The organism is Roseiconus nitratireducens (assembly GCF_008629675.1).
GTDB classification, from domain to species: domain Bacteria; phylum Planctomycetota; class Planctomycetia; order Pirellulales; family Pirellulaceae; genus Stieleria; species Stieleria nitratireducens.
Map to the genome: position 1 here is coordinate 278,798 of NZ_VWOX01000002.1, position 13,467 is coordinate 292,264.

At 56.2% G+C, this 13,467-nt stretch carries 15 protein-coding genes; 5 read left to right on the top strand and 10 right to left on the bottom strand.

The window, feature by feature from the left end; genetic code table 11:
• Positions 1-3 precede the first annotated feature (3 nt).
• Entirely contained in the window at positions 4-1,569 is a 1,566-nt protein-coding gene (locus FYK55_RS03665; protein ID WP_161604283.1) for a sulfatase, read from the bottom strand.
• A gap of 256 nt (positions 1,570-1,825) precedes the next feature.
• On the opposite strand from FYK55_RS03665, the gene FYK55_RS28915 reads away from it, so the two are divergent.
• Positions 1,826-1,990 carry a hypothetical protein gene (locus tag FYK55_RS28915; RefSeq protein ID WP_161604284.1) on the top strand — a complete coding sequence of 55 codons (165 nt, stop codon included), beginning with the start codon at positions 1,826-1,828 and terminating at the stop codon, positions 1,988-1,990.
• Positions 1,991-2,001: 11 nt separating this feature from the next.
• Here FYK55_RS28915 and FYK55_RS28920 read toward each other — a convergent pair whose 3' ends face one another.
• The 7 genes from FYK55_RS28920 to FYK55_RS03695 form a co-directional block, all read right to left on the bottom strand.
• Positions 2,002-2,163, bottom strand: coding sequence for a hypothetical protein (locus tag FYK55_RS28920; protein ID WP_161604285.1), 162 nt, complete (start codon positions 2,161-2,163; stop codon positions 2,002-2,004).
• A gap of 548 nt (positions 2,164-2,711) precedes the next feature.
• The gene (locus tag FYK55_RS03670; RefSeq protein ID WP_161604286.1) at positions 2,712-3,785 is read right to left on the bottom strand and encodes a GNAT family N-acetyltransferase; all 1,074 of its coding nucleotides are present in this window, start codon (positions 3,783-3,785) and stop codon (positions 2,712-2,714) included.
• A gap of 62 nt (positions 3,786-3,847) precedes the next feature.
• Entirely contained in the window at positions 3,848-4,954 is a 1,107-nt protein-coding gene (locus FYK55_RS03675) for a hypothetical protein (RefSeq protein ID WP_150074993.1), read from the bottom strand.
• Between the two features lie 91 nt (positions 4,955-5,045).
• The gene (locus tag FYK55_RS03680) at positions 5,046-5,531 is read right to left on the bottom strand and encodes a hypothetical protein (protein ID WP_161604287.1); all 486 of its coding nucleotides are present in this window, start codon (positions 5,529-5,531) and stop codon (positions 5,046-5,048) included.
• Between the two features lie 299 nt (positions 5,532-5,830).
• Positions 5,831-6,259, bottom strand: coding sequence for a hypothetical protein (locus tag FYK55_RS03685; protein WP_150074997.1), 429 nt, complete (start codon positions 6,257-6,259; stop codon positions 5,831-5,833).
• 186 nt (positions 6,260-6,445) lie between these two features.
• Complete coding sequence (locus FYK55_RS03690) at positions 6,446-6,625, bottom strand: hypothetical protein (RefSeq protein ID WP_150074999.1); 180 nt, start codon at positions 6,623-6,625, stop codon at positions 6,446-6,448.
• A 391-nt stretch (positions 6,626-7,016) separates the two neighbouring features.
• Positions 7,017-7,919, bottom strand: a complete 903-nt coding sequence (locus FYK55_RS03695) for a BRCT domain-containing protein (protein ID WP_161604288.1) — start codon at positions 7,917-7,919, stop codon at positions 7,017-7,019.
• A 683-nt stretch (positions 7,920-8,602) separates the two neighbouring features.
• Between FYK55_RS03695 and FYK55_RS03700 the strand changes: the two genes are divergently transcribed.
• The 4 genes from FYK55_RS03700 to FYK55_RS03715 all read left to right on the top strand — a co-directional run bounded on the left by FYK55_RS03700 (position 8,603) and on the right by FYK55_RS03715 (position 11,911).
• Positions 8,603-9,553, top strand: a complete 951-nt coding sequence (locus tag FYK55_RS03700; protein WP_161604289.1) for a lectin-like protein — start codon at positions 8,603-8,605, stop codon at positions 9,551-9,553.
• A 126-nt stretch (positions 9,554-9,679) separates the two neighbouring features.
• Entirely contained in the window at positions 9,680-10,333 is a 654-nt protein-coding gene (locus FYK55_RS03705) for a zf-TFIIB domain-containing protein (protein WP_150075005.1), read from the top strand.
• 94 nt (positions 10,334-10,427) lie between these two features.
• Positions 10,428-10,622, top strand: coding sequence for a hypothetical protein (locus FYK55_RS03710; RefSeq protein WP_150075007.1), 195 nt, complete (start codon positions 10,428-10,430; stop codon positions 10,620-10,622).
• A 425-nt stretch (positions 10,623-11,047) separates the two neighbouring features.
• Positions 11,048-11,911 carry a PDZ domain-containing protein gene (locus FYK55_RS03715; protein WP_161604290.1) on the top strand — a complete coding sequence of 288 codons (864 nt, stop codon included), beginning with the start codon at positions 11,048-11,050 and terminating at the stop codon, positions 11,909-11,911.
• Position 11,912: 1 nt separating this feature from the next.
• On the opposite strand, the gene FYK55_RS03720 is transcribed toward FYK55_RS03715, so the two are convergent.
• Both FYK55_RS03720 and FYK55_RS03725 read right to left on the bottom strand, forming a co-directional pair.
• Complete coding sequence (locus FYK55_RS03720; protein WP_150075011.1) at positions 11,913-12,308, bottom strand: class I SAM-dependent methyltransferase; 396 nt, start codon at positions 12,306-12,308, stop codon at positions 11,913-11,915.
• 97 nt (positions 12,309-12,405) lie between these two features.
• Positions 12,406-13,293, bottom strand: coding sequence for a hypothetical protein (locus FYK55_RS03725; RefSeq protein WP_150075013.1), 888 nt, complete (start codon positions 13,291-13,293; stop codon positions 12,406-12,408).
• Between the last annotated feature and the right edge of the window lie 174 nt (positions 13,294-13,467).

The following is a 13,467-nucleotide window of genomic DNA, read 5'->3' on the forward strand; positions in this document are numbered from 1 at the left end:
CTCCTACGGGTCGACGAATTGCGGATTGACCTCCATCATCTCAGCGCCCACTTCTGTTCGCCACACCTTCAACATGGATTTTAACTCGGCAGCCTTGTCTGGCAGGGTATCGGACAGATCATTCTTCTCGCCCGGGTCACTGCGGAGATTGAAAAGCTGGTGGGTGCCATTTTCAAAGTATTCGATCAGCTTGAAGTCTCCCGACCTGACGGCTCCCCCGGGACTTTGCATTCCGTGATTGCTGTAGTGGGGAAAATGCCAGTAAATCGCCTGGCGATCGATCCGCTTCTCGCCACGAAGCAGCGGTACCAGACTCACTCCGTCCTGATGTTGCTCGGGTAATGGATCCAGGCCAGCCATCTCCAGGATCGTTGGGTACAAATCCGTGCTGATGACCGGTGTGGGACAGACCGCACCGGCACGACCGTCGCCCGTCCATCGGATGATCAGCGGGACTCGAATACCACCCTCGTACAGCCAGCCTTTCCCGGCCCTCAGGGGCAGATTCGAGGTGGAGAAGGCTTTGTCCAATCGATCGCTGGGGATTCTGCGCCGCGGATTTCCGAAATTGGCCGCCGACATTCCTCCGTTGTCCGAAAAGAAAACGATGATCGTTTCGTCATGGATCTTCAATTCTTCCAACAGCCCGATCAGTCGGCCCAGGCTACGATCAACCGACTGGACCATCGCGGCAAACTGAGGATTGTCCTGTCGCTGCTTGATTTTGACAGTTCGCCGCGGCAAGACGCGGAAACCCGACCAACCGGGGCGACTCATGAGTTCACTCAGTTCCGAACGCGACAACGAAACCTCGTCATCTGGATTCCCCTCGAGCCCATATTCGGGGCCATCGAAAACGCGGGCATCAAATGCTTGCTCGTATTGATCCACCAATTCCTTGGGGCCTTGAATCGGATCATGGACCGCAAAATGCGCCAGATACAAGAAGAACGGGGACTGTTGGTTTGCTCGAATGAAATCGACGGCATGATCGGTCAAACAATCTGTCAGGTAGCTGCCGTCATCAGCAACCAATCCTTCCATCTGGAACGGCGCGAAATAGCCTGCTTTTGGCCAACCCTTGTTCCAGCGTGGGACCTGCATCTCAAAGCCTTGGCTGGTCGGTCCCAGGGGCTCTTCCCCCAGATGCCACTTCCCCAGGTGCGCGGTGCGATACCCGTGATCCCTAAAGACCTCGGCCAACGTGACCTCATCGCTGGGAACCGCCGGCTCGATCTCCGCATTGAGCAGGCGTTGAAACGGGAAATCCTTTCGACCGGGCAACCAGTCCGTTAACTTCAGACGAGCCGGATACTTGCCAGTCAGAATGCTTGCGCGAGTCGGGGAACACACGTGGCATGCGGCGTAGGCATCGGTGAACCGTACGGCCGACTGTGCAAACCGATCGATGTTGGGCGTTTGGTAGGAAGGGCTTCCGTAGCATCCCAGATCGCGCCATCCCAGATCATCCACCAGGAACAGGACCACATTGGGCGGCCGTTCAACCGCCATCGTCCGCCCCCCCAACACCAACACCGCGGCCGCCAGGCAAGCGATTATCCACTTCATCCGTCCACTCCCCCATTCGTGCCGCCCATCGACTCTGTCGCTGCCATCCACCGAACAACGTTGGTGGAAAGACATTTTAATCGCCGTCAGGCCACTAAGATGCATGCATCACTCCGGTGGTGCCACGAATCAATCGCTCAGGGGCTTCTCTGGTGGGACCAGTCAACGGAACAACGCGGACACCCAACCAATGATCGCATCGAAGGTCCGCATCAGAATCGCGGGCACAACGACGGACGCGAGCCACAAGAGAAAGATGGAAGCGATCATCAAGCCGAACGGGAACGGTAATCGATGTTTCTCTTTTTGCGGCTTCGGCTTGGTCTCGTTCGGTGGCTGGTACGGATTTTCGCTCAAAACCAAGTCCGTTCAGACGGTGGCGATGCAGATATCGAAGGGCAATGCCAATGCGGCCATCTAGGAACACGCCTTCTAAAAGATACTCCACATCGTCACCCCGATCGCAGTCGCGGAGGCAACGACCAACACGAACGTGAACACCAACACGATATTCACCGGCTCTTGGTTCTGATCGACCGGCCGCGGCTGGACGTCGTGATCCGGCGGGGGCTCAAAGGGGTTCAGGTCGCTCACTACTGATCCGCATGATGCTCTCGAAACCGCCACAATGCCGCGACGATGCCTATAGACCAGACTTTTGGACCAACGCCTGGCGGGGCCGCACGGCCTTGAGGTAGCTACGCTCGCCAGAGCGACGAAGATGCCGCTCCGCCACCATTTGACGACGGTAACAAGCGCGACTACGAGCGGAGCCAACTTCCCGCTGCAAGGCACCGTTGCCCAGCAAGTGGACCGCGGACCAGATGGGTGGGAACGCTCAGAGGCATTCCGGCCGGTAAATCACTGGTTTTTGCAAAAGAGGCGACGGTGGGATTCGAACCCACGAATAAAGGATTTGCAATTCGTCCCGTGACGCCGGCTTTTCATGCTGAAAAACCCCGTTTCGGCTAATTCCCATGGTACCAGATATGCAAATTCGTTTGCAGCAATTCGCGTCAAATGGCGGTATCGACAGTTGATCGGTATTTGCCGGTACTGAAGCGATCGCGGCGAGCGATGCAGTCCTGCATGGCCTTGATGGAGTACTACGAGACGCACGCAAAGGTACCGCACCAGGAAAACTACGGCAGTCGCGGCTTGCAGATTGCCGGCGGGACTGCCTGCTGCGGGATGGGCGGAGGCGTTGCGGTGGGGAACTCTGTGTCTCCTTTGGGAACTGCCAAGGCGGCCGCCCATCGATATGGCGAGGCCGTTACCTGCAGATCCAGCGAAGACGTCAACCACTCACTTGCACTGTGATTCGCCTGATTCCAATCAGCCCAATCGATCCATACGCGAACGGAAAGCCCAGTTTCATCGCGAAGTCGCTTGAGCATCTGCAGCAATCGACTGCCAACACCCGCACGACGATACTCCGGCCGTACAAAGAAGTCTTCCACCTCAAGGTATTTGCCCCGCCGTAATGCGATGTACCATCCTTTCCGTTCGTCGGCAGCGGCATCGAAGACTTCTCCAATGTGAATCATCGAATCTGGAAGCGGCGGCATTCCAAAGTTCAGTTGGTCCCACTCTATTTCATTGTGATCACCTTCCAGATTCTGAAAAAAAACGGGCAGTCTTCCTCCGCGTGGAATCGCGTATCCCCCGAAAAAGAAACGGTCGAAATAATCGAACGACAGATGTCCATATCCGGAATTCCCCCAGCCAGGGCCCCATGAGTTGGCAAAAGTAAAAAAGTCGCGGAAGGCGTTGACCGCCCCCACGCTCACGCAGTGCCCTCCAATTGGATGATCAGACGAGCTCGGAAGTTTGATCAGCCCGTCGCTGTGATACCACTGCTCAAAAATATCAAACGCGCAGGCCGGTAATTGCCCGGATCCAATAAAGCGACTGCATGACGCCGCGTCGCGAACCCGTTGATACCACCAGGCTCGATTCAGTTTTGCGGCCGCATCAAGGCCCTCTGGTTCTGTCCAGGGCCAACTGTCACCATCGGAGGCCGGACTCCACAATCGTTCTTCGACGGAGCCCCAGCCCATCATTACGCGTGCCACGGATATCGGCCAGCTTCCTACTGAACCTTCGCCGGGGAGCGTGCCTTCAAGTTGTCGCGCACGGATCCAAAGATAGTCCCCACTGGTCGGCCCTTGGCCCTGCGAAGCTAAACGCTCAGCAAAGTGGTCAAATTCTGGCACAAAGTTCTCCAAAGGCGGTGTCCGGGAAGCCGGCGGAGCGACAGTGAGCCCGGGGCCGGGAATCAAGCGTCGTCTTGTGATCGCAGTTTAGCATTTTCGGCAATCCATTTTATCTCGTCCGCCCCGCGAACTTCCGCGATTAATGCGGGCATCACACCCGCTGACCAGATCATGACCGCATCCGCGAACTGAGTGATCCAGTCTGGATACCTCTGTTTCACGCTATTAAGCATTCTTACGAGACGCTCCATTGGCGAGGGGTACTCCGCGCCCGCCCTTGATTTGAACCCCAAGTTCTCATCGGTTGACCGACAGGCTTCAAGCAACACCTGAACACAGAACATGATACACGCACCCGCAACGCGGTAGTTTGCATCCAACGCCGCATCACGGTTCTCGTTTCGTAGGTCAGCGGGCGCAAGCAGCAGCGTCAACGCGAGATCATCGGCCGCAAACTCGTTGTGGAACCGTTCCACTGCACTGATCGACTCCAAAGATTCGTCGCAGTGTCCGTGTAGCACGTGAGCATACTCATGTGAAACGGCGAACAGTTCGGCGAAATATACAATCTGATCCAAGAAAGCCTGGCGTTGCCCCATGGGTATTTCATGCCGTGGCGCATGGTACACGGTGTGTTTATCTACAAGTGAATCGTATATCTCTACTAGAGAACTGATCGCTTGGGACTGCGTCCAACCCGACGGGGCGAAACCCGCAATCTCCGACAGTGGTCGGGAGCCACTTGGCGATTCAAGCATTATGAAATCAAGGCTGTGACAGAAGACCTTGCATACTCGGTAAATAACCTGGAATAGTTCAGCACGCACCGTGACCAAGTAGCCACCTGGAGCGTTAACCGCCCCCGCGTTCGCGAAACCCGTAGGCAATGTTCTCAGCAGAACTTTGCCGGGCAGATTGGCGTTGCACGCCCGCACGGCAGATTCCACTTCGGCTTGTATCTGATCGAGAATGTAGTCGTAGACTTGATGAAATGGTCTGCATTGGAACATTGATGCGACCTGATTCGCTTCGTCTTCCGTGGCCCCAGCTTCTTGGAGCAATTTCACCTGTGATTCAAAGTCACTTTCGCTGCATACTTCTTTTCCGAGCGGATCCGAACGTAGCTTTTCCAAGTAGTACGATTCGATGCGATCGAGGTCAGAGTTCATTGACTTCGAAATCTCCCAAAACAAGGCGTTCTCGCCCCGTCGCGTGTGGCGATAGCAGCAGCGCAGCGTCGCGTGAGAGACCTGATTCAGTCTATTTCGTCCACGCTCCGGAGCCGGCCGGATGCCAAACTAGGCGATCGTTGTGATCTTTCTGTCCATTGGCATTCCAGAAGAAACGGTCATCGAAGATCAAAAGCCGTATGTCTTCACGCGGAAAACGCAGCTGAGTTGCCACGGAATTCTTCTCTTCCTCGACGCCGTTCTTGTGCTTCGAGTCGTTTCCTGACCATTCTCCACCCGGCAGTCTCCGCAGAACGAGCCCGTCGTCGCTTCGAAACTCCGTCCGTGTGACCTCATCGTCGCCTTCGCGTCGTGTCTCCTTGATGACGTCCTCGCGACCGATCGTCTTGAAGAATGTCGTCGCTGCATCATTCGTGGGTTCGAGATACAACGCTTCTTTGAACGAGTTTGAAGCCTTCTCGATATCGCCTGCCGATATCGCTTTCTGGCCAATGGCAACAAGCTTCACAACTGCCCGACGTTCGGCAGCCTCGATTGCGTCTTCGTATTCTCGCATCACTTGGCCAATCGTCGGGACCTGATCTGCCTCTTGGGCTCCGGCGGCTCCAGGAAACAAAACGCTGGCCAGCACGATGAATCGCATAAACACTATAGGACATCCTTCTTGATACGTTGTGATGAGAGTCCGCTGCGATGAAGCAATGGAGGCAAGCGGGAAAGGCCGTTAACGAATCTCGGCCAGGGGCAATCCGAGTTTAGCGATGCATCGGCATCAGGGCTCGGAAAACCGGCGACTCCGGACCTCGCAGTTGCCAATGTGCGGCTCCGAAGCCGCCGGAATAAGTCCCAGCGATGTTAAGCGTCGTACGCTGTCAGACTGGCGATTGCGTGCTCAATTTCGGCAGCGGCTTCTTCTGCGGCCGCAGCAACTTCATTCTCTGACTGATTCGCAATCACGATCAACTCAGGAATTCGTCTCGCGAGAGCAATACGCACGGTGATTGGAAAAGCCACGCGATCGTCGATAGCGTCGCAGGACAGCAGCATATTTTTGGAGTCGACGTGCGCTATGTGTAGGCCCAAGAACCCTTCATATGAGCCGTATCTCATGTACCCCCGGCAACGCCGATCCGATACGTCGCATTCGCGCAACTCCTCCGTCACATCAATTTCACACGCTGGATGGCGGCTTCCTGGCAGGGTCTTCAGGACCTTCTCAGCAGCTCCAATTTGCTCATTCAGTCGATCCAAAGAGGCGCGCGTACGTTCAGAGATTGGTGCCATAGTTGGCTCCTTCGAAAATAGAGGGGAACTCGGTCCCAAAGATTTGATTCCGGCCACTCGGGGTCCGGCGACGCGAACACGGTCGCGTCGGATAGCAATTGTTACGATTGAGCGGTCGGAAGTCAAGTTTTTCGCGCTATTGCAATTCTGGCAGGTGTCGTCCGGTCAATTCAACGGGTTGAAACTTCAGGCGTCCAGTCGCCCACGAAGTAAGCACTCGCGGCCGAATCCGATCGGGGTTGAGTTGAACGTCCAGCGTTGAAATCCTCGCTCAAAGATCCATTGCGCTTCATAGACGCATCGCTGCCATTGCCGGTAGAAGGCGTCGACACATTCTTGGCTCTGGTAGATTTGCAAAAGCCTCAACTCGTGCTCACTACGAGGTTTCTTTCGTTCGTTGAGCCGATGAAGTAGCAGCGGTGCTGGCGCCCATGTGGTGATCACGCAAACCGATTCGGGGCGAAGGTCCGGAATTGGCTTTCTTGTTACCGGGCCACCGTTCGGCCCGAGATTTGGCTTGAGGTCATTCTTCCCGATCTCTGAGAAGTCGATCTCGATCGCGAGGTTTTGCGGAAGGTGGCCCTTGACCGGGAGCGTGCAAGCCATGATTGACAGGTCCCACCAACCATCGATCGGCGGATCAATGGGAATCGTCTCGCGAGAAAACCTAGCGAGAGTCGATTTCCCGCTGCACGGCATGCCGCCAAGAATAAACAGATTTTTGACACTCAATCCCATGCCCCTTGTCCGGGACGATTTAACAAAGGTCTTCGACCGCATCCCAGTAGTCGTTCTCGTGAACAATCGCCACGGGAAACCCCTTCATCCGCAACGATACGGCCTGCTCGACCTTCCGACCGTAGCAGGAGAACGCCCAGCACGGATTCCCCTTGGCGCCGATGACCAAGTAGTGGAGCGATTGAGTCACCCTGGGTGAGAACCACCCGCCCAGCTCGTGCACTTGTACGGCCAGTTGATCGCGGTTTGTCCGATCGGACGTGCCCGTAAAGCAGAAGCTCTTGTCATCGAACTGAATGTCGGGGCACGAGTGGCAGACGCCGGAGACCAAGTGCGACCGTCCCGGCTGCGGTTTTGAAAACGCTTTTCCACCTGTGAGCGATGAGAACTCGTTGAAATACTCCAAGAGGAATGCATGTTCCTCCGGATCGATTCTGCCGTCGCGCATAACGCGAGTGACGTGGGAATCGATCTCGTCGTACGGCCAGCAGGTCCGAAGCTGATCATTGTCATCGAGCCACTCGCGAAGACCTCGCAACTCGTCCTCCGTGATGATCCCGTCGGCGGCGATCCCGGCAACGATTCCTTGGAGCCTTTGCATGTCCGACGAGAGTTCGCAGAAGAAACTGTTCTCGGTGGAGAACTTCTCGCAGAGCCAAAGGATGTCAGCTCGCTCTTCTTCGTCGACAGCGCCGTCGGCAAGAATCTGATGAAGCCGGTCGATCACTTCGTTAAACGGATGCCGGTTGGCAAACTCTTCGTGCTCGCTGACCCATCGCGTCAGAGCCGTGAGTTCTTGCGTGTTAACAAGGTTGTCGATCGAGATTCCGCGTACGATCCCTTCGAGCGTGTGCATCGCTTTGTCGACGCGTTGCGGGCCGGTGTAGCGAAGATAGTGTGCATTGTCCTCGTTGCGCATCATTGCCCCCATTGGATGGCAGGAAAGTTCATTGCGGTGTAAACGTTACAACACTCCCGAACGAACTGTGTGACCAACTGTCGACAATCGGCCCGGTGACGTAGACCGCCAACGGGACCGCGATCTGGATGCCTTCCTTCGGTTCCCGGAATGCCCAGACAAATCTCTTGCCTCGCGATGGCGGTTCGGGAATCCCGGCGCCATCTCCAGTCATAGGGGCAATACGGGACCGGGTCCGGGCCGGGACCCCGAATCACCAACAGTAAGAGGCCCCATTTGGCACAGACTAGCAGATTTGGCGTTCATGGTGGGGGGGCTGGTATTTTTCTGGCCACCCGTACACATGCTCCCCCCTCTTGGGTTATTATTTGGTCTGACGACTGCGACCGGTAGGGGCCGGGGCGAAAGCAATTTTGAGCACACCGGTGAAATCATTTGCAGAAATGCAGATGTCTGTCCGCAACGACTTCCATCTGAAGCGAATGCAGTCGTCCTGAGAATTTCGGCGCGAGTGCGTCATCGCCTGGCTCAACGTGATTCCCCCGCGTTTCCGAATACTGCAATCCCAAAAGGTTGTGATGAGATTGATCTACTTGTTGGCGGTTCTGGCTGCCATGGCGCAGTTTGCCTCGGCCGGTGTCTTGGCTTCCAGGTTTAATTACTCGACCGGTAGCACGTATCACCTGTTGGAGTCGACGACGTGGACGGCGTCGCAGGCCGAAGCCCGTCGGTTGGGAGGGGATCTCGTAACGATCGATGACCTTGACGAGAACAACTGGGTTTACGACACCTTCACGCCTCTCGTCGCCGATGCAGGGGGGCTTTGGATCGGTCTCAATGATGTCGCAAATGAAGGGGCATTCGAGTGGGTGAGCGGAGAGCCAGTGACGTTCACCAATTGGACGGCCAGCGAACCGAATAACTCTGGACCGCAAGGTGCGGAAAACTTTGCGCACATCGTCACCAAGCCCTTTCTTAACTTCGTGTTGGGAGAATGGAACGACGTCGCAGATAACGCCGCGATGCGTTACGGCGTTGTCGAAGTGCCTGGGTTCATTCAAAACGGAAGTTTTGAGACTCCCGACGTTTCACCGGGGCGTCTCTTTGGCTTTGGCGACTCAATCGGTGGATGGAATGTTGTGTCCGGCAATACCGCCTTCTTGATTGACCAAGTGACAAACACGGGAGAGCCAGTTGATGGAAACCAGTTCATTGAAATTCACGGCGACACGATTCAGCAAACCGTCACTGGCCTAAAAGTTGGCCAGCGATACAAACTGACTTACTACGCGACCGCACGAACTCTGCCCGACTATTTCGGCTCCGGTTCGATAATCGCCACGATCGGCGGGGAGACGGACCATTACGACTATTTCCTTCCGTCCGGCTCCTATCTCTACAACTCTCCGGTCTCGCCATGGGCGAGACGCGACGTCGAGTTCATCGCAGCCGACACCACAGCGTCACTGACGTTCTCAGGCACGGCAGCAGGGCCGCTCGGCGCGATCGACGCGGTTCGAATAACAGCCGTTCCCGAACCTAGCACGGCAGCCATTTTCTTGCTTGGTGGCATGCTCGGGATGGCTATCCGTCCAAAACGAAACGCGAGTGCAATCACGCGGCCTCTCGTCAAATGAGCGACTAGAACGCCGCGTGATGCCACCAGGCAAATCATTGGATGCGATGCCGATCAGTGGAGCCTTTCTGTAGTGCGAGGCCTGTAGGTTTTGTCGATCCCGCGTGAATTTACCGAATCGATGGAGATGAAATACCAAATCATTAAGAGCGTAACGGGCAGATCCATCAAGTATTCATGTCCGAAATGCCATACCGTTCTTAGGTCTGCACTCAGGGAGGCAGGGCAATCGGATGCCTGCCCGTCGTGTGGAAATGCGTTCATTGTTCCCGGCCAGAAAGAGAGAGCCGAGTTCGAGGCCATAAGGGAAGCCAAGAGACGTGAAAAACTCGAAGCCAAGGAGAGAGAGCGGGCGAGACGCCAACAAGAATCTCTTCAGGCTGCAGCAGAAAAAGATGCTGAAAATCAACGTATCGAGATGGCGAAACGAGAGCGATCTATGCGGGAAGCAAGAGCGGCCCAATCACTGGCCGGCTCATGTTTCGACATTGCCATGCATGATTGGTCGACCGGTGCACCCTGGGCCTATGAGTGCATCGAACTCGGAACTCTTTCGGGGAACTGGCAATCCGAAATGAAGGTACTCCTGAACAACATGGCGTCTAAGGGTTGGGAGTTTTACCGTACTGAATCGCTGACAGCGGAGCGTCCCAATGGCTGTTTGGCAGCGTTGTTTGGAAGCCCGACTAGCACGTACGAAGTCGCCGTCTTGGTGTTTCGGCGCCCCGCTTCTGTCATAACTCGCGAGATTGATGTGAAAAGCGAACTTGGTTTGGTATGACCAAACCGTCGTTCGTTGGAGGATAAGGAGCCACACGACTTGATCGAGGCGAAAGATCTTTGAGATTTGAACGCTCAGATAGCCAGGATGTTAAATGAACCCCTACGAGCCAACGGTATCAGCGGCACCGGAAAAGCGGACCAAGTACTCGCGACTCTTCGTTGATTGGCTCAATCCGCTTGAGAAGATGATCGCGATAATTACGGCCGTAGTATTCATCGCGATGGCTTTGTTTGTCATTGGCATCAGTCTGTACGCCGTAGTCGCGGTCGTGGTTGACGCCCATTGAAAACCGGCGACCTCGTCGACGCACGATATCACCGCCAGCAGTGTGGCACCGAGAATTGAACCTGCTGCGGTACAAAAAGGCCGGCAAGCGGGGACCGCAACAAATTGCGAATCCCCGCCACCGGCGAGCCGGAGTGTAACTGATGGTCCGGAGCCGTGGGACCGGGGCAACGGATACCCGGATTTCCAGCAGCGCACGGTGTGATTGCGAGGGGGTTCTCCGCCAGAAACGCCGTCAAATTGGCGGCGTTTTTGAGCCTGGAAAACACGGGGTTTTTTGTTTGACGGACCGCGATTTTCTCGTTTTTCGCGCTCGTGAATTCGGCCAGAAACTACCGCTGCTTCACTTATTGCTGGACGCGTGCCCACCCGCCATCGGGGAGTGCCTATACTGGCCCGCTTTTCACTGACCAAATGGGGACAAACATGCGATGCACTCTTGCTTTGATATTTACGCTTGCAGCGGGACTTGTGACTGCAGCGGGTCCTGAAACCTCACCGTGGAAAACTGATCGGTTTTCCGGCTTCTATTCGTGCGACGTCACTGATCTGAGTGATGCACTGCCTGAGAACTTCAGCCGCTCAATCGGTAGCCAGAAAGGCGCACTCGTGCTTTCTGTCGCACCCGGATCACCAGCAGCGAAGGCCGGGCTGAGGAAGTTCAATATCGTGACAATGGTCAACGGCGAGAATGTTGAAACGGCCGAGCAACTTGCGTCGGAAATGAAGAAGACACCGTCCGATGAAACCCAAATACTTCGAGTCGAACAGCCGACCCTGCGTCGGAACAGCTTCCGGTGGAAAAGCCGCATCATTCGGTTCCAGCCTGTGCCAATTGCCGATTGGGCGGGCGATCGTGTGTCCGTTTCAAAGGATACGATTTCAGGAGTCACCACACTGGAGCCACGTGAGAAGCCAAACATCACACGGGGATCGGGCTTTTACGCCTACGCGGTAGCGAAGGGCGGCCAGAAGGACACGTTCATCCGCTTTTACCGATCCGGTGATGATTGGCTATTCATGAAGCGGTTTGAGATTCGATCGGGCGGTGAAACATACCTAGAGTCGCGTGGCTTTTTTGACGTGGAACGGGATAACTCCGCTGGTCGTGTTTGGGAATACTGCGACGTCCCATTTGCTGGTGATGTCAAAGAAGCCCTTCAAGCGATGATGCAAGGAAGTCCAGCAACCCTGCGGTTCAGCGGAGAACAATATCGAGAGGACCACGAGGTAAGCGAAATTGAACTCTACGACACCATGGCCGTGATCGCTGCAGCGGAAGCTTTGTAGATCAATAGGCTGCGACTACGCGTCTCACGTTCCCGTCGGTCACAATCTGCACCGCTGATGGCCGACGCCCGACCATCCGGTCCAGCTTCGGCAAGTCGATCGGATCCTGAACGTGATACTTGCACCAGCCCGCCGGCCATTGGTACGGAACCGTGATGATCACCGATCGGCCCACCGCGAACAGCCGGTCGACGAACGCCGGCAACTGCTCGTCCGTCAGGTGCTCGATGACCTGGCAACAGGTGACAACGTCGGCATGCTGAACCGGTAGCTCCATCGTCGCCCAGTCGCCGATCAGCGTCTCAACACAGTCCCGATCGGCCAGCCGTTCCAGATTGATTGCGATACGGCGTTGGAAGTCGCCCTGTTGAATCACGTTGGTACTACCGTTGCCCACGTCGATCAGCGTGCCGGCCGGACTGAGTGATTCGAGAACCGAAGCGACCGCCTTCTAATAGTTCAAATCGCGGCGGGCCGCTGCATAGGCTTTCCAATCATTCGTCATCGTCACGCCTCCTGTGAAAGTAGTCGCGGACCTCTTGGTGCAGATCGGGTTTATCGCTGGACCATTCCAGGATCCCGTCCGCATTGATTCGCACGTCCTGCGCCGGGTCAAAGGCGTTCCGCTGCAGGATCTTCTCCCGCGATTCGTACTGCCGGTGTCCCATGTTTCCGTGCCAGAGGTGATAGGTGGTCGCGTCCACGAAGCCGGCGGACGGGCTGTGCCGCCCCATCCTTTCGACATACGCATCCAATTCCCGCTGCAGCGATTCGCACATGATCGCGCGGCGACTCAGGTACTTCTCGCCGAAGTACCGCGCGAGGCCGAAGTAGAACCATTGGTCCCCGCCGCCGACGATGTGACACGATTGCAGACCGCCAATCGCGTCCATGAACGCCCGGTCTGCCAACCAAAGCCCGCCGGGATTGCCCCGCATTTCCTCACCGGTCGACACGCGGCCGGGGATGTCGTTCTTCCAGCGACGATCCGCTTCCAGGTATTTGATCGTCCGGAACAGTTGGACCGCCTTCGTCCCACGATCGATCATCGCCATCGCGTCGACCAGCCAGCGCGGATTCACCGTCACCATGTCGTGATCGAGCCAACCGAAGTACCGGATGTCCGGTGGGCATTCGCGCAGCGCGACGTTGATCAGCGCCTCTTTCTGCCAAAGCCAATGATCGCGTCGGTTGCCATAAATGACGGTCGATCCGTCAATCTCCGGTCGGTCGTTATCCAGAACCAACTCGTACACTCGGACCGCTTTTGCAATTCCTCCCAAGGACGGCAGCCATTCGCTGAACGTTTCGCGGATCCGTCGCGACCGACACGGATTGAAATGAACCACCGCAAGCCTGACCTGATCCAAGTTTCGGGGCACCACGGGATTCGCGGTGTCAACGAGGTGCGGGAAGTTCCCGATCGGGCAACCGAATCCGTGCGACAATTGCCGGGGGAGCGACTTCGGTTCGTCTAGCAGGGCGCACTTCAGACAGGTCGGGCTTCCGTTTGGGCACGCATGGCAGATGCCTGCTGCCGCGCGGATGTGCTGGAT

What these genes read in the sequence shown, in the direction of transcription:
- FYK55_RS03665 (WP_161604283.1), bottom strand. Translation starts at nt 1,569, where the DNA reads ATGAAGTGGATAATCGCTTGCCTGGCGGCCGCGGTGTTGGTGTTGGGG.
- FYK55_RS28915 (WP_161604284.1), top strand. Translation starts at nt 1,826, where the DNA reads ATGGAAGCGATCATCAAGCCGAACGGGAACGGTAATCGATGTTTCTCT.
- FYK55_RS03675 (WP_150074993.1), bottom strand. Translation starts at nt 4,954, where the DNA reads ATGAACTCTGACCTCGATCGCATCGAATCGTACTACTTGGAAAAGCTA.
- FYK55_RS03680 (WP_161604287.1), bottom strand. Translation starts at nt 5,531, where the DNA reads ATGCGAGAATACGAAGACGCAATCGAGGCTGCCGAACGTCGGGCAGTT.
- FYK55_RS03685 (WP_150074997.1), bottom strand. Translation starts at nt 6,259, where the DNA reads ATGGCACCAATCTCTGAACGTACGCGCGCCTCTTTGGATCGACTGAAT.
- FYK55_RS03695 (WP_161604288.1), bottom strand. Translation starts at nt 7,919, where the DNA reads ATGATGCGCAACGAGGACAATGCACACTATCTTCGCTACACCGGCCCG.
- FYK55_RS03705 (WP_150075005.1), top strand. Translation starts at nt 9,680, where the DNA reads ATGAAATACCAAATCATTAAGAGCGTAACGGGCAGATCCATCAAGTAT.
- FYK55_RS03710 (WP_150075007.1), top strand. Translation starts at nt 10,428, where the DNA reads ATGAACCCCTACGAGCCAACGGTATCAGCGGCACCGGAAAAGCGGACC.
- FYK55_RS03715 (WP_161604290.1), top strand. Translation starts at nt 11,048, where the DNA reads ATGCGATGCACTCTTGCTTTGATATTTACGCTTGCAGCGGGACTTGTG.